Raw genomic sequence first — 22857 nt, 5'->3', positions numbered from 1 at the left:
ACTGGAGCGCGACGAGGAGTCCGAAGAGTCCGAAGACGAAAATCGAGACGAACGGGAGCCAGACATGGCGCCTCCTGAGTGAGCGGACGGTATACGCCTCGCCCTCACTCTGGCACCGACCACCCACCCCGTCAGCCGCTCGCGAAAGAGGTTTTCCCTACCCTTTCTGCTCTTCAGACCCGAGGCGGCGCACCGGATAGCGCAGGTGAAGGACCCGGTCGCCCTGAATGATCTCGTCGGGATCCTCCAACAGGTGCTGCGCGTCGACCGAGCCGAAGTAGCGCTTGCCGGACCCGAGCACGACAGGTACGACGTCCATGCGCACCTCGTCGACCAGACCGGCGGCAAGCACCTGACCGCCGACGTTGCCGGCAGCGACCTCGACGATGCGGTCACCCGCAAGCTCCTGCGCCTTGGCCACGGCCGCCTCGACGCCGTCGACGAAGTAGAACGGCGCCTCGGGGTTCCAGCCCTCGGGCGCCGGCCGGTGTGTCACGACGACCACGTGGTCGATCCCGGCGGGAGGCTTCCCGTCCCAGCCGTCCGTGATGTCGAAGACGTGGCGGCCGGCGACTGTGACCCCGATCTGGTCCCAGTACGCCCGGGTGTAGTCGTAGGACACCTGCGACACCTTCACCAGGCCGCTGTCGTCCAAGGCGACGTCACCGCTGGACAACCAGTCGAACAGCGGTCCGGGCTGGTCGTTCTCGTCCGCGACGAAGCCGTCCACCGACACCGAGCTGTACATGACCACCTTGCCCACGGGGCTCTCCTTTGCTTCGGGGTGCCCTCAAATTAGCGTGTCGTGAGCTGTCGTTCTTGTAAGAAATCAATCGGCCGGCAGCGGCCACCCCTCCAGCGCATGGCCGGGATGTTCGCGCAGGAACCGCCGCCGTATTTCGACGTACCGGGTCGGCGTGAGACCGGTGAACGCACGGAACTCGTGACCGAAGTGGGCCTGGTCGAAGTATCCGGCGCCACCGGCGAGTTCGCCCCAGTCGACCGGACCGGCGGGGTCGATCGACAACACCGTCGCGGCGAAGCGGCAGGTGCGGGCCAGCCGCTTCGGCGTGACGCCGATGAGCTCCTTGAACCGCTGTGCCAGATGGGTGCTGCTGACACCGGCTGCCGCGCTCAGGTCACCGATCGCCACCGCCCCGCCGGTCGCCCAGATGAGACTGCTCGTATGGCTGACCAGCCCGAGGCCGGCGGTCTCGGACAGCCGTCGCATCAGCTCGTCCTCGAGCAGCGTCAGCATCTCGTCCGGTCCGTCCGCCGCGGCCAGCCGGTCTCGCAACTCGGCAACGGCCGCCCGGCCCCATACCTGCTCGATCGTCACCGGCCGGTCACACAGCTCGGCCGCCGGCATCGGCAGGAACGGCGCCAGTCCCCACGCCTTTACGTGGACGCCGACGGACCGTGTCGGAACCGGGTAGCCGAACTCGAACGCACGCGTGGGCATGGTGACCACGCACCCGTCGACGTACTCGGCCGTCTCGATATCCGCGCCGGCACGGATGCGGAACGGCGCCCCGAGATTGACGATGAGCAACGCCCCCGGCATCGGCGGCAACGTGAGCCGGGCGTACGGCGGCACACCCTCCAGGTAGTAAAGGTCGTCGATCAGCCCGTCCAGCGGCGGCCGCGGCACTCTGGACACGTACTCCATCTGCACAGCATCGCGCACCCAGTGGCGATGGCCCATACAAAAGGCCGGTCCCATGGGGACCGGCCTGGGGTGATTCCGGGGTGGGCGATACTGGGTTCGAACCAGTGACCTCTTCGGTGTGAACGAAGCGCGCTACCACTGCGCCAATCGCCCGGATGATGGTGCTGGTGTTTCTTGTGGGGTGGTGCGGGTGAAACCTTAGCGCATCATTGCAGCGACGATCTAATCGGGCCGGGCTACTCTTGCTGCAGGACGGAGATCCCGTCGCGTTGGAGACGTGATTGTGACTTTCTCGCACGACACCGAGCAGGCGCTCGGGACGCTGGTCCGGCTCGTCAACACCATGCCCGGACCGAACAGCCAGGTCGACTCGCTGGAGACACTCGAGGAACTGGAGAAGTTCGTCCAGGAGCGGGAGTTCAGCGCGGTCGACACGTTGACGGAGAAGGACCTGGCCGAGGTTCGCGATCTGCGGCCGTTGTTCGCGCCGGTGTTCACCACGGATTCCGACGCGTCCGCGGCAACGATGATCAACGCGATCATCGCCCGCGGTACGTCGACTCCGCGGCTCACCAACCACGACGGGCACCCGTGGCACATCCACTACTCCCGCGCCGGCGCGTCGCTGGCGTGCCGGATCACGGTGGAGTGCGGGATCGCGCTTGCCCAGGTGATCTCCGCCGGCGAACGCGAACGCCTCCGCCGCTGCGAGGCGCCGGATTGCGACGACGCCCTCATCGACCTGTCGCGGAACCGTTCCAAGCGGTACTGCGATGCCCGCACCTGCGGCAACCGGTTGCATGTGGCCGCCTACCGCGAGCGCCGCAAGGCATCCGGCGAGTGACGAACTGAGTTGGGGAGGATCTGCGAAGGTCCTCCCCAACGTCGTCAGGGGTTGGGTTCGTCGGCCGACCGGTCGGCGAAGATCTTCGCCACCTGCGCCGTGATCGTGCCCGGAGCGGTCAGCTCTCGGTCGTCGACGCGGTGGATGCCCTGGATGTCGCGAGTCGTGGATGTGAGGAAGATCTCCTCGGCCTCGAAGAGCTGCTCGAGCGGTACGTCGCGCTCGACGCCGCCGAACCATTCGAGGACCAGGCCGCGCGTCACGCCCGCCAGCGCGCCGGACTCCAGCGTCGGCGTGACGAGCTCACCGTCGTACACGCAGAAGATGTTCGAACCGGTGCCCTCGGCAAGGTTGCCGATCGTGTTGGCGAAGATCGCTTCGCTGCCGCCGCGTTCCTTCGCGTAGGCGAGCGCGCGGACGTTCTCGGCGTACGACGTGGTCTTCAGGCCGGCGACCGCGCTGCGCTCGTTGCGGATCCACGGGACCGTGACGATCGCGGAGGTGGCGGACGGGCGCTTGATCTCCTGGGTCGCGACCAGGATCGTCGGCCCCGACGTACCGCGATCGGACGACAACGGTGAGACACCACCCGTGTACGTGATCCGCAGCCGCCCGAACGGCATCCCGGGCTCGACCACGGCCTCGATACCGGCCTCGATCGCCGCGACATCCGGCGTCGGCAGGCCGAGCCCGACCGCGGAGCGAACGAGTCGCTCGAGATGCCGTCGTACGGCGAACGGGCGGCCGTTCTCGATCTTGATCGTCTCGAAGACGCCGTCGCCGGTGGTCAGCCCGTGGTCGAGCGGCGAGACGGTCGCCTCGTCGTCCAGCAAGGCGCCGTTGAGCCAGATACGCATGTGGTGCTCCTTCCGCGCAACACCTTAGTGCGCAGGGGATCCGGTACTGCGAGGTGACCGGCGGATGACGATACGTCGACCTGCCGGCGGACCCCGATTTTTGAAGTCGGCCCGGGATGGGCTAATGTTCTTTTCGCGCCGGGGGACACTCGAACCCGGTCGCACTGCGGACGTAGCTCAGTTGGTAGAGCGCAACCTTGCCAAGGTTGAGGTCGCCGGTTCGAACCCGGTCGTCCGCTCGGAGAGGGTTCGGCGGGCCTACTTCTCAGTGCCAGCTTTCTCAATGCCAGCTTACTCAGTGGTGGAGTGGCCGAGAGGCGAGGCAACGGCCTGCAAAGCCGTGTACACGGGTTCGAATCCCGTCTCCACCTCGAGAACCTCAGGTCAAACTGGGGATTTTTCGGACGATTGGCGCAGCGGTAGCGCGCTTCCCTGACACGGAAGAGGTCACTGGTTCGATCCCAGTATCGTCCACGAAGGCGATGGGCGACTCGTGCCGACGGAAAGCGTCGGCCGGGTCGCCTTCGTCATTTGTGCGGCTGCGCTTCGCTTGCCGCGTTGCGGGGGCTTCGCCACCCGCACCCCCTTGGGCCTTCGCTTCGCTCGGCGGTTCGGCTTGGGCTGGGTTTCGCAGTTCGCTCACCGGCTTGGCTCGGGTTGGGCGGTCAGTCACCAGCTTGGGTTGGGTTTGGGGCGGCTCGTTTGTGGTTGTGTTCGATGATCATCTAACTGATGTACGGTGATGGTCGAACATAACTGGAGGGTGCTGTCATGCGGGCTTTGGAGCAGGGGTCGGGGGATATGCGGTTGGTGGATGTTGGGGTGCCGGGGGTGGGGGATGGGGAAGTGTTGGTGCGGGTGGGGGCTGCGGGGGTGAACTTTGCTGATGTGATGCGGGCTCGGGGGACTTATGACGGTGGGCCGGTGGCGCCGTATCTGGCTGGGTTTGAGGCTGCTGGGGAGGTTGTTGCGGTCGGGCTTGGGGTGAGCGGCGTGGGGGTGGGGGATCACGTTGTGGGGACGGGGTATGGGGCGTTTGCGGAGTACATGGTGATGGGGGATTTTGTGCCTGTGCCGGTGGGGTGGCGGGATGAGGAGGCGCTGGGGTTGGTGTTGAACTGGGCGACGGCGCTTGGTGCGCTTCGGTCGCTTGGGCGGGTGAAGGCTGGTGACACGGTGTTGATCAATGCGGCTGCTGGTGGGGTTGGGCAGGCTGCGGTGCGGATCGCGAAGTATTACGGGGCGACTGTTATTGCGTCGGCGTCTGCTTCCAAGCACGACGTGGTGCGGCGGCTCGGTGCAGATCGGGTGGTCGGGACCGCGGATCTGGCAGCGGTCGCCTCGGGAAGTGTTGATGTCGTGCTTGAGTCGGTGGGTGGTGAAACGTTCCGTCGGAGTGTGGAGTTGGCTCGTCGGGTGACGGGGAAGGTCATCGTGATCGGGCTTGCTGCGGGGGAGGCTTCGATCAGTAACTGGGAGTTGAACTTCAGGCACCCGGTGCAGGTGATCGGGCATCACCTCACCACGTTCATTCAGCAGGCGCCGGAGTTGTTCGACGAGGTGATGGCTGAGTTGGGCAGGCTGATCGACGCGGGTGTGTATCCGCCTGGCACACCGACCGTTTACGACCTGGCTGATGGGCCGAAGGTGCTTGCCGAGCTCGAGGCCGGCGTGACGGTGGGGAAGCTTGCGCTCAGGCCGTGACAGATTGCGCGACGCGGAAGCCCAGGTCCTCGATCGCGAACGTCGGGTGCGATCGGCGGCGGACGGTCGAGCCGACGGAGCGTTCGGGGTCGTCGAAGCCGCCGCCGCGGAAGATGCGGTACGGGCCGTAGGTGTCGGGGTCGTACAGATCCCAGCACCACTCCCACACGTTCCCGAGCATGTCGTGCAGGCCCCACGCGTTGGCCGCCTTCTCGCCGACGGCATGCGCGTGCCCGCCGGAGTTCTCGGAGTACCAGGCGATCTCGTCCAGCTCTCCATAGCGGTACGCCGGTATGCCCGCCGTACACGCCCATTGCCACTCGGCCTCGGTCGGCAGGCGATACCCCGGAGAGGTCCAATCGCAGCTGACAGCGGAGCCGGAGATCTCGTAGGCGACGGGCAGTCCGGCATCGATCGACATCTGGTTGCATAGGGCAACGGCGTCGTGCCAGCTGATACCTGTGAGCGGTACGTAGTTCACCGTCACGGGATAACGCGCCAGCCGGAACGCGGGCAGGTTGACGTGCCAGCGGCGGCCCAGGCGATCGTCCCGAAGGAAGATGACGCCGGCCGGAACCTCAACCAGCATCAGTAGAACCGGCGGAGCTTCGGCCAGAGCGTGGACCATGGTTGCGCGGGTGACTCGCAGATGAACAGGGTGGCGCCGTCCTCGTCGTTCGAGACGATCGCGTGGATCGTCCCGACCTGCCTGCAGTCGCGGAACTCCGGCGTCGGCACGATGCCGACGAGGAGGACGGGGCCGGTGTTCGTGTCCGGCGGGCGTTCCCAGTCGGCGAAGCTCATGTGGCCGGAGTACGCCGTGGGCAGGCCGTGCGAAGGCCCGTAGCGGCGAAGCGCGCCGGCCTCGCCGTAGTTGCCGGTGAAGATCGTTGCCGTCGACCGCTCCGCCGGCGGGATCTGTCCCCACGCGGTCGCGACCGAGGCGGTGAAGGCGGGCCAGCCGATCTGTTCGCCTTGCTCCTTGTTGACCGGGATGACGAAGTCGGCAGCTGATGCAGGCAGGAGCGGCAACGTGAAGAGGGCCGAGGTCAATGCCGTGAGCACCAGACCGATGACGGCCTGGATCCGATGCCGGTCGACCCATCGGAGTGTCGGCTCGGCCCCGGCGGCGACGAGGACGAGCAGGAGCGGCAACGCGTAGTACGACTTCCCGCCGGCGATCAGGACTGCCACACAGAGGACGGGATAGGCCAGCGCGATCGAGCGCGCCCATGGAAGGTGCCGCCACAGCCGAAGGAATCCGGCGATCCAGATCGGGACGAGGAACGGAGACAGCTGCAGGATCTGCAGCGGGATGAACATGATCCGGTTCTCGGTGCCGTCGTCCTCACTGATCCCGCCGGCGACGGTGAGCTGCGGCCAGCCGTGCTGGAACTGCCACAGCACGTTCGGCAGCGCGACCACCCCGGCCACGCCTACGCCCGCGAGCAGCCACCACGAGCGCAGTACGCTGCGCGGTCCGACGATCAGGAGCGATACGAGCAGCGCGCCGACCGGCAGCACTACGAGGTACTTGTTCTCCAAGGCGATCCCGGCCGTCAGCCCGAGCGCCAGCCACCAGCGGCCGTCGCGCGTGCGCAGCAGCTTCACCGCGAACAGCGCGATCAGCATCCAGGCGAGCAGGTCGTACGTCGCCGTGGACACCATGTGCCCGACGCCCAGCACGAACCCGGACACGGCAGCGCAGATCGCGGCCAGCACCTGTCCACGCCGAGCGCTGCCGAACTCGCGCGCGAGCAGCGCGATGACGATGATCGTCGCGACGCTGCTCAGCGTCGACAGCACCCGCAGACCCACGACGGTGTCGCCGAAGATCGTCGTCGAGATACGCGCGATCAACGGCGTCAGCGGCGGCTGGTCGATGTACCCCCAGCTCAGGTGCCGACCGGCGACCATGAAGTACAGCTCGTCGCGGTGGTAGCCGTACCGCCCCGAGAGCGCAGTCAGCACAACACCAACGAGCAACGCCACGCCAACCACCGGTCGCGCGGCGAAAGGGTGGACCGGAGGGCGACTCATGGCGGCATGTTGTCAGTCGGAGGGGGTCCCCGCTACCAATTCAGGATCGACTCCGCGATTCAGCACCAGCACCCGGCCCGCGAGGGTCTCGTCCTCTACGAAACGAGCACACGCCTTGGCCGCGCTGTACTCCGGTGAGACGTGAGGCCCGAATCCCAACCCAGCAGTCGATCCCACGTTCACCACGACGCCGCCGCCTGCGTTGTTGACGAGGATCTGCGGGTTGGCATGCCATCAGCTCGGTGACCGCGTCATCGTCCCGCATGTCCACCTGCACGAACCGCGCCGACGGCCCGATCAGCTCCGCCGTACGCTCCCCACCAGAAGCGTCGATGTCCGCGACCACCACCGACGCGCCCGCCGCGGCGAGCCGTTGGGCGATCGCGCGGCCGATGCCGATCGCGGCTCCGGTAACTATTGCGACCTTCCCGGTGATGTCCATGCTCGAAGGCTGCCACCGCCCACCGACAGTCCGGGATGATTGGATATGTCAACCAGACAACGGGCGAGGAGACACGCAGGTGGCACTGCTGTACGAGCGGATCTGCGCTCACGTCCTGGAGCAGCTCCGGCGCGGCGCTCTGAGGCCGGGGGACCGGGTGCCGTCCGAGATGGAGCTGGCGGCCCAGTTCGGGGTCAGCAGGATCACCTCCAAGCGCGCCCTGGAGGTACTGCGCGAGGCCGGTCTGGTCGAGCGGATCCGCGGCAAGGGCACCTTCGTCGTACGGCGACTGCCCGACCTCACCGATCTGACCGTCCCGCTGCGTCCGACCCCGCGGCGCGAGGCTCGTTCGATCGCGCTCATCGTCCCGGACATGTCCGAGGCGTACGGACTCGACCTGCTCAACGCGATCGAGGAGCGCTGCGCGGAGTACAACGCCCACCTCGTCGTACGGCGAACCCATGGGCGCCAGTCTGACGAGGAGAAGGCGGTCGACTCGCTCGTAGCCACCGTGGACGGCCTGATCGTGTTCCCGGTGCACGGCGACTTCTACAACGCCAGCCTGCTCCGGCAGGTCCTCGACGGGTTCCCCGTGGTTCTGGTGGATCGGCATCTGGCCGGCATCCCGGTGGCCGCCGTACACACGGACAACGTGGCAGCCGCCCGCGCGCTCACGACCCGTCTGCTCGACCAGGGCCATGAACACATTGCTTTCGTATCGCCACCACCAGTGAACACGTCCTCCATCGAGGACCGGCTGGACGGCTTTCGCGCGGCGTTCACCGGCCGCGGGCACGCGTACGAGCTGACCGACCTCCGCAGCACGCTGCCCGGTTCGACGACGACTGAAAGCGTGCGCGCGGACCTGGACGTGATCCGCGCGTTCCGCGACCGCATGCCTCAGGTGACGGCGTACTTCGCCTGTGAGTACAACCTGGCCCGCATGGTGGACCGGGTCCTGGGCGACCGGGTCGTCGCGTGTTTCGACTCGCCAGGCGACTCCATCGGCGGACCGCCGTACCTGCATATCCGGCAGAACCAGACCGAGATGGGACGTCGTGCCGTCGACCTCCTGCTCGCCCAGCTCCGCGGCGAAGAGGTGCCGAACCTGTCGCTGGTCCCGTTCGAGATCGTCGAGGCAGCACCTGACTTTCGGCAGTAGGGCGACGTTCGCGCGACTGTGTAGCGTCTACGGCATGAAGTGGCGGCGCCTGGGGGACGTGGGTCTGTGGGCCGCGCTGAGCTTCCTCGTGCTCGCCGAGAGCGGCGCACGGCAGGATCCGTACTGGTTCCGGGCGGCCTGCATCGCCGTACTGGCGTTCGCCGTCTACGGCCGGCGCCAGTGGCCGCTGGCGGCCTTGGCCGTGGTGGCGTGGACAGAGATCGTCATCCTGGCGTTGGCGCTCGGTACGACGAACGGCATCCAGATCGCGCTCGTACCGGCGATCAGCCTGCTGAGCTACCTGGCCGGTCGGCGCGAGACACAGCTCAAGCACTTCGTCCTGCTGTGCAGCTGGTCGCTACTCGGGATGCTCATCCTCGCTCTGACCGTACGCCGGAGTGCGCAGGCCACCGAGGCCGTTCTGACCTGGCTGTTGATGCTCCTGCTCGCACTGCTGCTAGTGGTACTGCCCTGGTTGATCGGGCGGTATCGCGCGCAGCAGGCGTTGCTGGCGACGGCCGGCTGGGAGCGGGCCGAGCGGATCGAGCGCGAGCAGCAGATGGAGATCGACCAGGAGCGGCTGCGCGAACGGTCCCGGATCGCCGAGGACATGCACGACTCGGTCGGCCACGAGCTCAGCCTGATCGCACTGCGGGCCGCGGCGCTCGAGCTCGACCCGTCGCTCCCGGACGAGCACCGGCGGGCCGCGGGGGAGTTGCGGGAGTCAGCAGCCACTGCGACCGAGCGGCTGGGCGAGATCGTCGGCGTACTGCGTGACCAGGACGCACCGACGATGCCGCACGACGAAACCGTGCAGGCATTGGTGGAGCGCGCCGCAGCTTCCGGACTGGCGGTCCAGCTGACCGAGGACGTCGACGGCGAGCTGGCGCCGATGGTGGACCGCGCAGTACACCGCGTGGTCCAGGAATCGTTGACGAACGCGAGCAAGCACGCACCCGGCGCATCCGTGACAGTCAGCGTGAGCACAGAAGAGCAAGACGTACGCGTGCAGGTCGTAGACACCGGATCCGTCAGACCGGTAGCCGCACCGTCCGGCGGGCGAGGACTGGACGGTCTGCGGGAGCGAGTCCGCCTTGCCGGTGGATCGCTGACGGCCGGTCCGCAAGCAGGTGGTGGGTTTGCAGTCACCGCGACCATGCCCCGAGCCGGTGGCCGGCCGGAGCCGCCGACAGCTGCGGTCGAGCGAGCCACGGTCCGACGGAGTGCACAGCGCGGACTGATCACCGCCATTGCCGCACCGCTGCTGCTCGGTGCAGTAGTAGGTGTGGTTGCCCTTGGCTACTACCTCGTCGCGGGTTACAGCGCGATCCTGCGACCCGCGCAGTACGACGAACTGGCCATCGGCCAGTCCGAGGCCGAGGTGGCGAAGGTGCTGCCACGGATGCAGATGATCGACGCGCCGACCGAGGGATACGACCCACCTGTTGGGTGGAGCTGCCAGTACTACCGGCCGGCGGCTCCGTTCTCCAGCAACTACGTCTACCGCCTGTGCTTCGCCGACGGCGCGCTGGTCGCCAAAGCAGTCGTCCAGAGCGGCTCGGTCGCACCAACCCCGGAGGCCAACGGATGATCAGGGTGATGCTCGCCGACGACGAGGCGATGGTGCGGGCCGGAGTCCGCGCGATCCTCGGGACCGACGACGAGATCGAGGTAGTTGCCGAGGCAGCCGACGGCGTCGAGGCCGTCGACGCGGTACGCCGTCATCGGCCGGACGTCGCCGTACTGGACATCCGGATGCCGCGGATGGACGGACTGGCTGCGGGCGCAGAGATCCGGAGGACCGTGCCGGAGACTGCCGTCGTCATCCTCACGACCTTCTCGGAAGATGCCTACATCGCCCGCGCGCTCGGCGACGGCGCGAGTGGGTTCCTGCTGAAGTCGGGGGACCCTCGCGAGCTCATCGCCGGTCTCAAGGCCGTGGCCGACGGCGCCGCCTACCTGTCTCCTAAGGTCGCGCAGCGGGTGATCGCCGAGCTGAGCGCCGGGTCCGGCGGTGGCGCGATGGCGCGGGCGGCGGCTGCCAAGGAGCAGGTCGCCGTACTGAGCCCGCGGGAGCTCGACGTACTCGGACTGGTCGGTGCGGGCCTGTCGAACGCCGAGATCGCGGCCCGGCTGTACCTGGTCGAGGGGACGGTGAAGGCCTACGTCAGCGCAGTACTGCTGCGGCTCGGTGTGAAGAACCGGGTGCAGGCTGCGATCGTGGCCCACGAGGCCGGACTGGTCACCTCCTGACCTCGGTCACGTGAACGCTCCGGGTGGTGACGTTGTGAGGACACCGGGTCATGGGATAGTGGTGCCTCCCGGAGCCCTCACCCTCCGGACCACCCAGCAGCCTCCAGGGGCCACCGCCCCCTCACAGAATCGGGGATCCAGGTCGTGACCGACTCGCACAACTCCGGACAGCACAAGGACCGGGAAGCGGCGGCGGCCGAGGTCCGGAGAATGTGGCAGCCGACCCCCTCCTGGACCCAGCCGGACCCTAACGACACCGAGACGGCCGAGGAGAAGGACGAGCAGCAGCCCGACGCTCTGTCCCAGGAGTTCCCTGCCGACACGTGGTCCACACCGGCCGCCGACGAGCCCGTCGACCAGCCCGCGCCATGGACACAGCCGGCACAGCCGACCCCGCCGGCCCCGTCCTGGACGCAGCCGGTCGCCGAGTCCGCCGCGGCGTCGTGGACGCAGCCGGAGGAGTTCGACGAGGAGCCTGTCCACGAGTCGCCGGCAACCGACGCGACCGAGCAGTCCGCCGAGAGCCCGGAGCAGACCCCAGCAGGCCCGAACAGCCCGGTCTTCGGCGGTTCCTCCTTCCATGGCTCGGGTTCCGGCGCGCCTGGGCAGCCCCAGCCCGGTCAGCCGGCTCAGCCCGCGCCGCAGCGTGGTCCGGGTGGTCAGGGCGGTCAGCCGCTCTCCCCGGCGGCGCAGCACTTCTTCCCGCAGGGCATCCCCGGCCAGCAGCCCCAGCAGCCGCCGCAGAACCTGTCGTTCCGCACGGACGACCTGATCCAGGCCCTGCCGCTGCCGCGGGAGGCTCCTGCCGAGCGTGGTGTCCGGAGCATGCTGAAGCTGCGTCCGGGCAGCTCGGAGCGGTCCGAGCGGATCGCGCGCGCGACCGCCGCGACGGCGTTCCGGCGTCCGGTGACGATCGTCGTGGCCAACCCGAAGGGCGGCTCCGGCAAGACGCCGACCACGCTGCTGCTGTCCGGTGCGCTCGGGCAGGCCCGTGGTGGCGGTGTGGTCGCGTGGGACAACAACGAGCTGCGCGGCAACATGCACCTGCGCACCCACGACACGAACTCCCGGTCCACCGTGACCGACATGCTGCAGGCGATGCCGATGCTGACCCAGCCGGACGCCCGCCTCGGCGACGTCGCGGCGTACCTGCGGCACCAGGTGTCCGGTCAGTACGACGTGCTGACGTCGGCGACCACGACGTACGCGCAGATCGAGGCGAACGACTTCGACCTGATCCACCGGTTGCTGAGCCGGTTCTACAAGGTGCTCGTGATCGACACCGGGAACAACGAGGGCTCCAGTAACTGGCGCGAGGCGATGAAGGCGGCCGACGCCCTCGTCATCCCGATCAAGTGGAAGAGCCTGTCCTGCGCGGCCGCCGTGCAGATGCTCGAGGAGCTCGACAACCAGGGTCCCGAGGCGCAGCGGCTGATCCGCCGGGCCGTGATCGCGGTCTCGAACGGCCCCGGCGACGTCAACAAGGAGGTCGAGAAGCAGCTCCGCCCGTACTTCGAGTCGCGCGCAGCCGCGGTCATCGACATCCCGACCGACATGCACATCGCGGCCGAGGGGCCGATGGACCACTCCGCGCTGCAGCCGGCCACCCGGCGCGCTGCGCTCGAGCTGGCGGCCCGGGTGTCGGAGCAGGTGACGATCGCGCTCAACGCTCCGCGCTGAGCACCGCAAGACTCAACCGGCTGAGGCGGTCCGGATCGGCAACCACGTCGTACGACGTGATCCGGTCCGCCTCACTGGTGAAGGTGATGGCGAGGAACAGCTTGCCCCCTGGCGCGAGCACAACGCCGACCTCGCCGTTGACCAGAGCGAGCTCGGCCAGCTGAGAGCGGTCCGATAGGGCCGCAATACCCTCGGCGACCGCGCGTGCTCCACGCAGTTCGGCGGCCATGCCGGGCGCCAGTGCTGCGGCGTCGACCCGGCGGACGACATCCGGGTCCAGCACGTCCAGGATCGCTGGTAGGTCACCGGCTCGAGCAGCGTCGAGGAAGGCCGAGACCACGCGCCGCTGCCGGGCCAGCTCAGCAGTCGGCACCGATGGCGTGCCCTGTACCTTCTGCCGAGCCCGGCTGGCCAGCTTCTTCGTCGCGACCGGGTTCCGCTCGACGATCGGTGCGATCTGCGCGAACGGTACGGCGAACATGTCGTGCAGCACGAACGCGATCCGCTCCGCCGGCTCCAACGTGTCCAGTACGACGAGCAGTGCGCGGCTGACCGAGTCCGCGACCAGTGCCTCGTCCTCGGGCGTACGGCGTACTGCTGGTAACTGCTCCAGCTGATCGGGATCCTCCGGCGGGGCCTTGCGGCCGCGCAGCATGTCCAAGCAGATCCGTGTCACCACAGTGCGGAGCCAGCCGCCCAGATTGTCGATGCCGTCCGTGCGGTCGAGCCGGATCCAGGCCTCCTGCACCGCGTCCTCGGCCTCACTGTGCGAGCCCAGCAGCCGGTACGCCACCGCCTGCAGCTTGCTGCGCTCCGCCTCGAAGGCCTCGGTCAGCCCGTCCACCTGGTCACCTTTCCGCACCACCCGCCGTCACCCAGTCTGACGACCACGAGACGACGAAGGTGACCATGCTGTTGCATCTGGATTCCAGTGCCAATCGCTCCGACGAGTCGGTGACCAGGAGGCTGACCGGACTGTTCGCAGACCGCTGGCGGTCCATCCACGGCTCGACCGGCTATCGATACCGCGACCTCGCCGCGGACCCGGTGCCGCCCATCGACACGGCGTACTGCCAGCTCGGTCGGCGCTCAGAGCGAGAAGGAGTCGTACCGCTCGACCTGGTCGGTGCTCTGATCGAGAGCGAGGCAGAAGCCGATGCGTGGGCGGTGACCGAGCCGCTGATCAACGAGGTGATCGCGAGCAGCACCATCCTGATCGGAGCGCCGCTGTACAACTTCTCGCTGCCTGCCGCGCTCAAGGCCTGGATCGACCGCATCACCTTCCCCGGTGCATTGGCCCTGGGCGACACAGAGGTAGTGGTGATCACCAGCCGCGGCGGCGCCTACGGTCCGGGGACGCCGCGGGAGGGCTGGGACTACGAGCTGCCCTACCTGCGCGCGTACTTCACCAGCTACGGCGTCCGCGACGACAACATCCGGTTCATCACCGCCGAGCTCAGCCTGGCCGGGCTCGTCCCGCACCTCGCGCACCTGCGTCCGCTGGCGGAGCGGTCCCTGGCTGAGGCCATCTCATGCGTCGCGGCGGGTCAGCACGCGGCTGCCGAGCGCTAGGCCACCCACAGCCCACAGGACCAGGACGAGCGCGCTCAGGGTGGGGGACAGCGGGTCAGTGGTGCCGGTCAGGTAGTTCTGGCCGGCACCACCTGGCAGCAGCGCCCCGATCCAGACCAGTGCGCGCAACGAGCTCTGGCCGAGCATCAGCGGGACGACGAGGAGCAGCAGGAAGGCAGCCGTCAGCGTTCCCGCCGTACTGCGGACCACCCAGGCGATGCCGGCGGCGAACAGACCGGCAACGGTCGCATAGAAGGCGACCGACAGCAGATCGGCAACGAGTCCACTCGGGTCCCACTCGGCCCAGGAGCCCGCGGCCAGACCTCCTGTCACCGAGGCGATCGCAGCCAGCAGGAGTCCGTAGCAGAACAGGACGGGCGCCAGCACGACCGCCTTCGCGAGTACTACGTTCCGCCGTACCGGGGTCCACTGCAGGGTCGAGCGGATGCTGCCGGTCGCGTACTCGGACGTCACGCTGAGCAGCGCGAAGGCGGCCACGACCACCTGCACGATCAGGATCACCGAGGCGCCGAACTCGCCCACCGGCTGCGACTCGGCGTGCGCGCGATGGGAGTTGTCGTACGCGAGGCTGAAGCCGTACTGCGCCCCGAGCAGCGCGGTCAGCAGGACAGCCGCCACGATATTGAGCCAGCTCGACCGGACCGTCCACAGCTTCGTCCACTCCGACCGGACCGCGTTCATCGCCTGCCTGCTTCCACTGGTTGAGGGTCTACTTGAGCTTGAGGCTTTCGCTTGCGCAGCCGGCGCCGGACCAGCTCGACGATCACCGTCACGAGAAGCGCCAGTCCGATCCCGAGTACGACGCCCTTGAGCGGGTTGTCCTCGAAGGCTTTGCCGCCGATGAAGCCGACCAGCGTGCAGTACGCGCCCCAGCTGATCGCAGCGAGAGCCGCGAACGGGGTGAAGCTCCGGAGCGGGTAGCGGACCGAGCCCATGGTCAGGGTGACCGCAGTACGGCCGCCGGGGACATAGCGGGCGACCACGAGGACCAGTCCGCCTCGCTCGGCCAGTGAGCGCCGAGCCCAAAGCACTGCGGCCTGCCGCTTGGTCCCCGGCTTCACCCGGTCGAGGAGCCGCCCGCCGGCGCCGCGGCCGAGGGCGTACGAGACGTGGTCGCCGATGAAGGCGCCGACCGCCGCGACCACGATCACGGCGTACAGGTTGGGCTCACCGCTCGACGCGGCGAACTCGCCGGCCGTGACGACCAGCGTCTCGCTGGGGATCGCCGGGAAGAAGCCGTCCAGCGCCGCGAAGCCCCACAGCGCCAGGTAGATCCACCACGAGGACATCAGCTCGCCTGCGAAGTGCAGGATCGCGTCGCTCACGAGGCCACCCCGTACTCGACACTGTCGGCGGTCAGCTCCATGTACGCCTCCTCGAGCGACGCCCGCTCGGTGTGCAGCTCATGCAGCCGCACGCCGAGCTCGTGCGCGAGATCGCCGATCCGCTCGGCCGGTACGCCGGTCACGATCAGCCGGTCGTCGACGGACTCCACCCGCTCGGCCTCAGCCGTCAGCCGCTCCCGCAGTACTGCGTAGTGCTGCCGATCGGGGACGCGGACGGCGACCGTACTGCGGGACGAGCCCGCGATCACCTCCGCGACCGGTGCGTCGGCGATCAGCCGGCCGCGCCCGATCACGACCAGCTGGTCGGCGGTCAGCTGCATCTCGCTCATCAGGTGGCTGGAGACGAAGACCGTCCGGCCCTCGGCCGCGAGCGAGCGCATCAGCTCGCGGACCCAGCGGACGCCGTCCGGGTCGAGACCGTTCACCGGCTCGTCGAACATCAGTACTTCGGGATCCCCGAGCAGCGCGCCGGCGATCCCGAGGCGCTGGCCCATGCCGAGCGAGAACTGTCCGGCCCGCTTCCGGGTAACCGGGCCCAGGCCGACGGTCGACAGTACGGCGTCGACGCGGCTCACCGGGATGCCGTTGCTGCGCGCCATCGCGATCAGGTGGTTGCGCGCGGTCCGCCGCGGGTGCAGGGCCTTGGCGTCGAGCAGGGCGCCGACCTTGGTCAGCGGCGCGGGCCAATCGGCGTACGGACGGCCGTCGACGAGCGCGGCACCCTCGGTCGGAGCGTCGAGGCCGAGGATCATCCGCATCGTGGTCGACTTGCCGGCGCCGTTCGGGCCGAGGAAGCCGGTCACCCGGCCGGGGGAGACGGTGAGGTCGAGCGAGTCCACCGCACGGGTGCCGCCGTAGGTCTTGGTGAGTCCTTCAAGGGTGATCACGCTGTCGAAACTACGAATCCGGGCACCCTCGGCACATCGGACCAACGGCTGGCCCGACCCCCGACTTTCGTCAGGTACGGCGGGCCTGTGGATACGCCGTCGGGTCGGCGTCGCGATGTCGATACCATCTGTGGCGTGACCGGCAATCGGCCGGGAACCCGCATCTAAGGAGTGCACCGTGTCGGAAGTCAAGGTCCATCTGGTCGGCGTCGAGGGCGAGGCTGAGCGGAGTGTGACCGAGACGACGACGATCGGGGAGCTGTTCGCCGAGATCTTCGGTCAGGACCGCTCCGCCATCGCCGCCCGCGTCAACGGTGAGTTGCGCGACCTGTCCCGGGTCGTCGCCGACGGCGACCAGATCGAGCCGGTCAAGGCAGCGTCCGAGGACGGCCGCGCGATCATCCGGCACTCGACCGCACATGTCCTCGCGCAGGCGGTGCAGGACCTGTTCCCGGACGCCAAGCTCGGCATCGGCCCGCCGGTGGAGAACGGGTTCTACTACGACTTCGACGTGCCGACGCCGTTCACGCCGGAGGACCTGACCAAGCTCGAGAAGAAGATGCAGCAGATCATCAAGGAGCGGCAGCGGTTCAGCCGCCGGGTGGTCACTGACGACGATGCCCGCGAGGAGCTCGCGAGCGAGCCGTACAAGCTCGAGCTGATCGGCATCAAGGGCTCCGCGGCCGACGCTGCCGAGGGCGCAAGCGTCGAGGTCGGCGGCGGCGAGCTGACGATCTACGACAACGTCCGGCGCGACGACAGCGTCGCCTGGAAGGACCTGTGCCGCGGCCCGCACGTGCCCGCGACCGGATACCTGGGCAACTTCAAGCTGATGCGGACGGCGGCGGCGTACTGGCGGGGGAGCGAGAAGAACCCGCAGCTGCAGCGCATCTACGGCACGGCGTGGGAGTCCCGCGACGAGCTGAAGGCCTACCTGAACCGGCTGGAGGAGGCCGCCAAGCGCGACCACCGCAAGCTCGGCACGGAGCTGGACCTGTTCAGCTTCCCGGACGAGATCGGCTCGGGCCTCGCGGTCTTCCATCCCAAGGGCGGCGTGCTGCGGAAGGTGATGGAGGACTACTCCCGCCAGCGGCACGTCGAGGACGACTACGAGTTCGTCTACTCGCCGCACATCACCAAGGCGCAGCTGTTCGAGACCTCCGGCCACCTCGACTGGTACGCCGATGGCATGTACCCGCCGATGCACCTGGACGAGGAGCGCGGCGCGGACGGGCAGATCCGCAAGCAGGGCCAGGACTACTACCTGAAGCCGATGAACTGCCCGATGCACAACCTGATCTTCGCCGCCCGCGGCCGGTCGTACCGCGAGCTGCCGCTGCGGCTGTTCGAGTTCGGCACGGTCTACCGGCTGGAGAAGTCCGGCGTCGTGCACGGCATGACCCGCGCCCGCGGGTTCACCCAGGACGACGCGCACATCTACTGCACCCGTGAGCAGATGCGTGACGAGCTGCGCAACCTGCTGACATTCGTGCTCGGGCTGCTCGCCGACTACGGCCTCGACGACTTCTACCTTGAGCTCTCCACCAAGAACCCGGACAAGTTCGTCGGCTCCGACGAGGTCTGGGAGGAGGCCACCGAGACGCTCCGGGAAGTTGCCGAGGGCTCCGGTCTCGAGCTGGTCCCGGACCCGGGCGGCGCGGCCTTCTACGGCCCGAAGATCTCGGTCCAGGCCAAGGACGCCATCGGCCGGACCTGGCAGATGTCGACGATCCAGCTGGACTTCAACCTGCCCGAGCGGTTCGAGCTGGAGTTCACGGCTCCGGACGGTTCGCGGCAGCGGCCGGTGATGATCCACCGGGCGCTGTTCGGCTCGATCGAGCGGTTCGTCGCGGTCCTGACCGAGCACTACGCCGGCGCGTTCCCTCCGTGGCTCGCCCCGGTCCAGGTCATCGGCATCCCGATCACCGACGGGCATGTCGACTACCTGTTCGAGGTCGCCAAGCAGCTGAAGGCGCAGGGCATCCGGGTCGAGATCGACGCCTCCGACGACCGGATGCAGAAGAAGATCCGCAACGCGCAGAAGTCCAAGGTGCCGTACATGCTGATCGCCGGCGACGACGACATGGCGGCCGGCTCGGTCTCCTTCCGCTACCGCGACGGCGAGCAGAAGAACGGCGTACCGATCGCCGACGCCGTGGCCGAGATCGTCGAGGCCGTCAAGAAGCGCGTCCAGGTATGACACCGGACCACCCGGACTCGCCGTACCAGCCGGAGGAGCTGGTGCGGCAGGACGGGGTCGGGGAGCCTGACGAGTTCATGCGGCTGTGGACGCCGCATCGGATGGCCTACATCGAGGGCGAGAACAAGCCGACGAGTTCGGAGGCCGGCTCGGGCTGCCCGTTCTGCCGGCTGCCCAGCCTGCCCGACGCGGACGCGCTGATCGTGCACCGAGGCGACGCGGCGTACGCAGTACTCAACCTGTACCCGTACAACCCGGGCCACCTGATGGTCGTGCCCTACCGGCACGTCGCCGACTACACCGAGCTGACCGCCGCCGAGGTCACCGACGTCGCCGAGCTGACCCGCCAGGCCATGCAGGCGGTCCGCACGGTGTCGGGCGCGCAGGGCTTCAACATCGGCATGAACCAGGGCGAGAGCGCCGGTGCAGGCATCGCCGCGCACCTGCACCAGCACGTAGTCCCGAGATGGTCCGGCGACATGAACTTCATGCCCGTAATCGCCGGCACCAAGGTCCTCCCACAACTCTTGGCCGACACCAGAGCCCTACTCGCCAAATCCTGGCCCTAGTCGCCGGCCAGCCGCTCACCGCTGAACAACTGCCAGTGGAAGTAGACCGGGTCGGCGAAGGTCCCGGGCACCTTGCGGATCATCCTGATCGTCGTTGCGGCACCGTTGGCGTGACCAATTGAATACAGGTACGCGGACTTGGTGTCCTTGTCGATGCCGAGGAGCAGGACGCCGTTCCCGCACGTCGCCGCTACCAGCGATTCGAACCCTTGCCAGGTCGAGCCGCGCACCTGCTTCACGACCCCCGGGATGATGTGTCCGCCGGCCAGCGGGAGCCGCGCCGTGTAGAGCTTGCCGGACGTCAGCGTCATCAGGAACGTGTCGTATGTCGCCGTCTGGCTGATCAGCGTCATCGCCTTCACGCCCTTGTAGCCGGACTGCCACCCGGTGATCTGCCGGCTCGGCACCCCGTCCTTGTAGGTGACGTTCCGGCGATAGAGCGTGCCGTCGGTGTGCAGCGAGTACTCCGTGTCCCGCTGCTTGGTGGCGGTGACGTACGTCGACCGGTCCAGACTGCGGTACACCTGCCAGCCCGGCCCGACCCGCGTGACCGTCTTCTGCGAGACCGCCCCGGTACCGTCCGCCGTCAGGTAGCTGGTGTCGTACATCGTCGACCCCATGATCACCGGACCCTGATGAGCCATCCCGCCGACCTCAGCCGGCCCGTACCGGACCGTCGCGCTGAGCCGGACCTGCCCGTCCGGATAGATGTTCTTGGCAACGATCCGGTCGTCGGCGACAGCGCCTTCGGCCTGGATGGTCTGCATCCGGTGATCCCCGCCGGCAGTCACCGAGCCCAGATTCAGCAGACATTCACTCGGCGTGCTGCCGACCCTGCTCGGCTGCGCTGCTGCCGTCCCGCTCGCCAGCATCCCGGCGACGAGAGCCCCGGCGGAAAGAACCCCGCCGTACTCGAACCATCTCCTCATGACTTCCCCCAGTTCAACCCGCCGTACCTGAGATGGGTGTGCATTGCTACCACCCCCTTGGGAATGGGACGCCGGACTGGACCGGAAAGTTCTCAGCGCAGGAAGAGCGGCAGCATCGGGTCGACGATGTTGGTCAGTGCGTCGAGGGTGACCTCGCGTGGCGGGTTGGTCAGCGCGGACACGCGGACCACGCGCCGGCCCTGCCGGAACACGAGCTCACCCGCCTCGGGAATGTAGTACCCGGGCTGGCCGAGCGGGGCGAACCGCGGCGGCGGCACCCGCTGGGACTCCGGGATCGTCGCCTGGTCGAACGCCTCGACGATCGACACGGTCGCGTCGAACGTTCCCCAGATGCACGTCAGCGCACCCTTCACCCGATAGTCGCGCCGCAACTGGACATGCAGCTGGACGAACCGCTCCGCCTCCGGAGTCGACAGCTGACACGTCGAGTCCGACTGCCGGGCCGCACGCAGATTCTTCGGTACGGCGTCCCGCACGGCCAGCGCGATCGCAACCGCCTTGGCCCGGTCGATACCGTCCGCGTTGCTGCGGTCGATCCCGCCCGCCGGCGTGACCCGCACCGCGCGGTCACCCGCATGGAACACCAGTCGCGAATCGGCGATGAACGCGTCCGGCCCGAGCTCCGGCAGCGCCTTGAGGGCGCCCGCACCGTCCATCAGCCGGCTGACTGTGTCGGTCTGGCTGGGCAGCGCGCTGACGCCGACCGTCACGGCCCGGTCCTCGAGCATCAGCGTGCACAGGTCCATCGCGGGCAGGCCGCCGTCGTTCCAGGAGTTCGGCTTAGCGGTGACCGGGACCCGGAGCTTGGCGGCCAGCGTGCGGGTGATCGACGTACAGACCTGCGGTCCGGCGGCTCCCGCCGTACCGTCGAGGCCCTCGGGTTGCGGGGGAGCGATGACGGTGGGCACGACCGCCGTCGGGGGCGTCGGCGCCGGATGTGAGTCGTCGGCGCGCTGGGCGACCGTACAGCCGCTCGCCACCAGCACAACCGCGACCACGAGCAGACGCATGCACACCTCCTCACCTGGCTCCAGCATCGCGCGATTCCAGGTCTTCTGCAGGTGGAATCGGGTGGCATGTCACCGGAAGGTGATGCTTCTCGACTACGATCGCGCTGCCATGCTTAACAGATTCCGGCAGTTCTGGACCAAGGTGATCACGCCGATCGCCACCCTCCTGCTCAAGCTCGGCGTGAGCGCCGACGCGGTCACGCTGGTGGGCACCATCGGGGTGTCCGCCGGTGCGCTGATCTTCTTCCCGCGCGGCCACCTGTGGCTGGGCGTGGTCGTGATCACCTGCTTCGTCTTCTCCGACCTGATCGACGGCTTCATGGCCCGGACCTCGGGTACGTCGTCGAAGTGGGGCTCGTTCCTCGACTCGACCCTGGACCGGATCGCCGACGGCGCGATCTACGGCGGCCTGGTGATGTTCTACGCGAACTCGCGGGCCGGCAACTCGACGCTGATGGCGGCCGTGACGCTGTGGGCGCTGGTGATGGGCGCGGTCACGTCGTACGCCCGGGCCAAGGCGGAGAGCCTCGGCCTGAAGGCGAGCGGCGGCCTGGCCGAGCGCGCCGACCGGCTGGTGTTTACGCTGATCCTGGCGTTCTTCTCGGACGTGTTCAACCTGCCGATCCTGCTGGAGATCGTGATCTGGTACGTCGCCGCCGCGAGCACGATCACCGTCGTACAGCGGTCGCTCTCGGTCCGTAAGCAGGTCCTGGCCGACCCGGCGAACGCCGGCCTGGACACCCCGCCGCCGCCGCCGGCGGAGCCCAAGAACGACTGACGATGGACGGTCTGCGGCAGCGGGCGATCGACCTGGCCTTCGCGCTCGCCTGGACCCTGGTACGGCGCCTGCCCGAACGCACGGTCACCTGGCTGTTCCGGCAGGCCGCCGACCGCACGGTCCGTCGCAACGGTCGCGGCGTACGGCGTCTGCGCGGCAACCTGGCCGTCGTACGCCCGGAGGCGACCGAGGCTGAGCTGGACGCGCTTGTCCTCGCCGGAATGCGTTCGTACCTGCGCTACTGGCAGGAGACGTTCCGCCTGCCGGAGTGGTCGGACGAGGAGATCGTCGACACCGTCCGTACGGTCAACGAGAAGCTGCTCCGCGACGCGCATGCGGCCGGCCGCGGCGTCATCTGCGCGCTCCCGCACCTGGCGAACTACGACCACGCCGGAGCCTGGGCCGGCCTGACCGGGATGCCGGTCTCGACCGTCGCCGAACGGCTCAAGCCGGAGTCGTTGTTCGACCGCTTCATCGCGTACCGCAAGAAGCTGGGCATGGAGGTCCTCCCGCTGACCGGCGGTGACGACGACGTGACCGCCGTACTCGCGGACCGGCTGCGGGCCGGTGGCTTCGTCTGTCTGGTCGCCGACCGCGACCTGTCCGAACGCGGCATCCCGGTCACGTTCTTCGGCCGCGAATCGCGGATGCCCGTCGGCCCGGCCGCGCTGAGCCTGAAGACCGGCGCCCCGCTGATCCCGGCGACGCTGCACTACGACGGCCCGGACCTCGTCATCACGTTCCACGACGCGATCGAGCCCGACGACGGCGCGGCAGCGATGACCCAGCGCTGCGCGGACGCGTTCGCGATCGGCATCGCCGCTCACCCGCAGGACTGGCACATGCTGCAGAGGATTTTCCTGAACTAGCAAC

At 68.3% G+C, this 22857-nt stretch carries 23 protein-coding genes and 4 tRNA genes; 14 read left to right on the top strand and 13 right to left on the bottom strand.

What is annotated here, in order from left to right; all coding sequences use genetic code 11:
• Positions 1 to 157 precede the first annotated feature (157 nt).
• The 3 genes from ACFWUU_RS16155 to ACFWUU_RS16145 form a co-directional block, all read right to left on the bottom strand.
• Positions 158 to 763, bottom strand: a complete 606-nt coding sequence (locus tag ACFWUU_RS16155; RefSeq protein WP_380176355.1) for a dihydrofolate reductase family protein — start codon at positions 761 to 763, stop codon at positions 158 to 160.
• Positions 764 to 829: 66 nt separating this feature from the next.
• Positions 830 to 1669: a helix-turn-helix domain-containing protein gene (locus ACFWUU_RS16150; protein WP_380176353.1), complete on the bottom strand. Its 840-nt coding sequence runs from the start codon at positions 1667 to 1669 to the stop codon at positions 830 to 832.
• Positions 1670 to 1750: 81 nt separating this feature from the next.
• Positions 1751 to 1822 (bottom strand) — tRNA-Val (locus ACFWUU_RS16145).
• Between the two features lie 130 nt (positions 1823 to 1952).
• Here ACFWUU_RS16145 and ACFWUU_RS16140 point away from each other — a divergent pair.
• Entirely contained in the window at positions 1953 to 2513 is a 561-nt protein-coding gene (locus ACFWUU_RS16140; protein ID WP_137255016.1) for a CGNR zinc finger domain-containing protein, read from the top strand.
• Positions 2514 to 2557: 44 nt separating this feature from the next.
• Here the strand turns inward: ACFWUU_RS16140 and ACFWUU_RS16135 are convergent, their stop codons facing one another.
• Positions 2558 to 3370 (bottom strand): aminotransferase class IV, encoded by an 813-nt coding sequence (locus tag ACFWUU_RS16135; protein ID WP_380176351.1) that lies wholly within the window; start codon positions 3368 to 3370, stop codon positions 2558 to 2560.
• A gap of 166 nt (positions 3371 to 3536) precedes the next feature.
• Between ACFWUU_RS16135 and ACFWUU_RS16130 the strand changes: the two genes are divergently transcribed.
• From ACFWUU_RS16130 to ACFWUU_RS16115, 4 genes are all read left to right on the top strand, one after another.
• A tRNA-Gly gene (locus ACFWUU_RS16130) sits at positions 3537 to 3609 on the top strand.
• A gap of 61 nt (positions 3610 to 3670) precedes the next feature.
• A tRNA-Cys gene (locus ACFWUU_RS16125) sits at positions 3671 to 3741 on the top strand.
• A gap of 31 nt (positions 3742 to 3772) precedes the next feature.
• Positions 3773 to 3844: transfer RNA gene (locus ACFWUU_RS16120), tRNA-Val, on the top strand.
• A gap of 297 nt (positions 3845 to 4141) precedes the next feature.
• The gene (locus ACFWUU_RS16115; RefSeq protein ID WP_380176349.1) at positions 4142 to 5074 is read left to right on the top strand and encodes a zinc-binding dehydrogenase; all 933 of its coding nucleotides are present in this window, start codon (positions 4142 to 4144) and stop codon (positions 5072 to 5074) included.
• Here ACFWUU_RS16115 and ACFWUU_RS16110 read toward each other — a convergent pair.
• Genes ACFWUU_RS16110 through ACFWUU_RS16100 form a run of 3 tightly spaced genes read right to left on the bottom strand, consistent with a single transcriptional unit; the run spans position 5064 to position 7556 of the window.
• On the bottom strand, positions 5064 to 5663 hold the full coding sequence (locus ACFWUU_RS16110; protein ID WP_380176347.1) for a formylglycine-generating enzyme family protein: 600 nt from the start codon (positions 5661 to 5663) through the stop codon (positions 5064 to 5066). The genes ACFWUU_RS16115 and ACFWUU_RS16110 overlap by 11 nt on opposite strands.
• Positions 5663 to 7114, bottom strand: coding sequence for an ArnT family glycosyltransferase (locus tag ACFWUU_RS16105; protein WP_380176345.1), 1452 nt, complete (start codon positions 7112 to 7114; stop codon positions 5663 to 5665). The genes ACFWUU_RS16110 and ACFWUU_RS16105 overlap by 1 nt, the downstream gene beginning before the upstream one ends.
• Positions 7115 to 7154: 40 nt before the next feature.
• On the bottom strand, positions 7155 to 7556 hold the full coding sequence (locus ACFWUU_RS16100) for an SDR family NAD(P)-dependent oxidoreductase (protein WP_380176343.1): 402 nt from the start codon (positions 7554 to 7556) through the stop codon (positions 7155 to 7157).
• Positions 7557 to 7635: 79 nt separating this feature from the next.
• Between ACFWUU_RS16100 and ACFWUU_RS16095 the strand changes: the two genes are divergently transcribed.
• The 4 genes from ACFWUU_RS16095 (at position 7636) to ACFWUU_RS16080 (ending at position 12651) form a co-directional block, all read left to right on the top strand.
• Positions 7636 to 8718, top strand: a complete 1083-nt coding sequence (locus ACFWUU_RS16095) for a GntR family transcriptional regulator (RefSeq protein ID WP_380176341.1) — start codon at positions 7636 to 7638, stop codon at positions 8716 to 8718.
• A 34-nt stretch (positions 8719 to 8752) separates the two neighbouring features.
• On the top strand, positions 8753 to 10309 hold the full coding sequence (locus tag ACFWUU_RS16090; RefSeq protein WP_380176339.1) for a sensor histidine kinase: 1557 nt from the start codon (positions 8753 to 8755) through the stop codon (positions 10307 to 10309).
• Positions 10306 to 10971 carry a response regulator gene (locus tag ACFWUU_RS16085; protein WP_380176337.1) on the top strand — a complete coding sequence of 222 codons (666 nt, stop codon included), beginning with the start codon at positions 10306 to 10308 and terminating at the stop codon, positions 10969 to 10971. The genes ACFWUU_RS16090 and ACFWUU_RS16085 overlap by 4 nt, the downstream gene beginning before the upstream one ends.
• 144 nt (positions 10972 to 11115) lie before the next feature.
• A complete protein-coding gene (locus ACFWUU_RS16080; RefSeq protein ID WP_380176335.1) occupies positions 11116 to 12651 on the top strand; it encodes a chromosome partitioning protein in 1536 nt (511 codons plus the stop codon).
• Here the strand turns inward: ACFWUU_RS16080 and ACFWUU_RS16075 are convergent.
• Positions 12635 to 13495, bottom strand: a complete 861-nt coding sequence (locus ACFWUU_RS16075) for a sigma-70 family RNA polymerase sigma factor (RefSeq protein ID WP_380176333.1) — start codon at positions 13493 to 13495, stop codon at positions 12635 to 12637. The genes ACFWUU_RS16080 and ACFWUU_RS16075 overlap by 17 nt on opposite strands.
• Positions 13496 to 13560: 65 nt before the next feature.
• Here ACFWUU_RS16075 and ACFWUU_RS16070 point away from each other — a divergent pair, with 65 nt between their 5' ends.
• Positions 13561 to 14223 (top strand): FMN-dependent NADH-azoreductase, encoded by a 663-nt coding sequence (locus ACFWUU_RS16070; RefSeq protein ID WP_380176331.1) that lies wholly within the window; start codon positions 13561 to 13563, stop codon positions 14221 to 14223.
• Here the strand turns inward: ACFWUU_RS16070 and ACFWUU_RS16065 are convergent.
• Genes ACFWUU_RS16065 through ACFWUU_RS16055 form a run of 3 tightly spaced genes read right to left on the bottom strand, consistent with a single transcriptional unit; the run spans position 14182 to position 16477 of the window.
• A complete protein-coding gene (locus ACFWUU_RS16065; protein ID WP_380176329.1) occupies positions 14182 to 14925 on the bottom strand; it encodes an ABC transporter permease in 744 nt (247 codons plus the stop codon). The genes ACFWUU_RS16070 and ACFWUU_RS16065 overlap by 42 nt on opposite strands.
• Positions 14922 to 15569, bottom strand: a complete 648-nt coding sequence (locus tag ACFWUU_RS16060) for a DedA family protein (RefSeq protein ID WP_380176327.1) — start codon at positions 15567 to 15569, stop codon at positions 14922 to 14924. The genes ACFWUU_RS16065 and ACFWUU_RS16060 overlap by 4 nt, the downstream gene beginning before the upstream one ends.
• A complete protein-coding gene (locus tag ACFWUU_RS16055) occupies positions 15566 to 16477 on the bottom strand; it encodes an ATP-binding cassette domain-containing protein (RefSeq protein WP_380176325.1) in 912 nt (303 codons plus the stop codon). Before ACFWUU_RS16055 ends, ACFWUU_RS16060 begins: the two co-directional genes overlap by 4 nt.
• A 178-nt stretch (positions 16478 to 16655) precedes the next feature.
• Here ACFWUU_RS16055 and thrS point away from each other — a divergent pair, with 178 nt between their 5' ends.
• Positions 16656 to 18677 carry a threonine--tRNA ligase gene (gene thrS / locus ACFWUU_RS16050; RefSeq protein ID WP_380176323.1) on the top strand — a complete coding sequence of 674 codons (2022 nt, stop codon included), beginning with the start codon at positions 16656 to 16658 and terminating at the stop codon, positions 18675 to 18677.
• Positions 18674 to 19246, top strand: coding sequence for an HIT family protein (locus ACFWUU_RS16045; protein WP_380176321.1), 573 nt, complete (start codon positions 18674 to 18676; stop codon positions 19244 to 19246). Before thrS ends, ACFWUU_RS16045 begins: the two co-directional genes overlap by 4 nt.
• Here the strand turns inward: ACFWUU_RS16045 and ACFWUU_RS16040 are convergent.
• Together ACFWUU_RS16040 and ACFWUU_RS16035 are read right to left on the bottom strand one after the other, a co-directional pair.
• Entirely contained in the window at positions 19243 to 20175 is a 933-nt protein-coding gene (locus tag ACFWUU_RS16040; RefSeq protein WP_380176319.1) for a hypothetical protein, read from the bottom strand. The genes ACFWUU_RS16045 and ACFWUU_RS16040 overlap by 4 nt on opposite strands.
• A gap of 92 nt (positions 20176 to 20267) precedes the next feature.
• On the bottom strand, positions 20268 to 21206 hold the full coding sequence (locus ACFWUU_RS16035) for a hypothetical protein (protein ID WP_380176318.1): 939 nt from the start codon (positions 21204 to 21206) through the stop codon (positions 20268 to 20270).
• Between the two features lie 109 nt (positions 21207 to 21315).
• On the opposite strand from ACFWUU_RS16035, the gene pgsA reads away from it, so the two are divergent.
• Positions 21316 to 21984, top strand: a complete 669-nt coding sequence (pgsA, locus tag ACFWUU_RS16030) for a phosphatidylinositol phosphate synthase (protein WP_380176316.1) — start codon at positions 21316 to 21318, stop codon at positions 21982 to 21984.
• Positions 21985 to 21986: 2 nt separating this feature from the next.
• Entirely contained in the window at positions 21987 to 22853 is an 867-nt protein-coding gene (locus tag ACFWUU_RS16025; RefSeq protein ID WP_380176314.1) for a phosphatidylinositol mannoside acyltransferase, read from the top strand.
• Positions 22854 to 22857: the final 4 nt, after the last annotated feature.

Origin of the sequence: Kribbella sp. NPDC058693 (genome assembly GCF_042715335.1) — a bacterium.
Classification (GTDB): domain Bacteria; phylum Actinomycetota; class Actinomycetes; order Propionibacteriales; family Kribbellaceae; genus Kribbella; species Kribbella jiaozuonensis.
The sequence above is the reverse complement of the archived record's forward strand: the minus strand, read 5'-3'. Positions and strand labels throughout refer to the sequence as shown.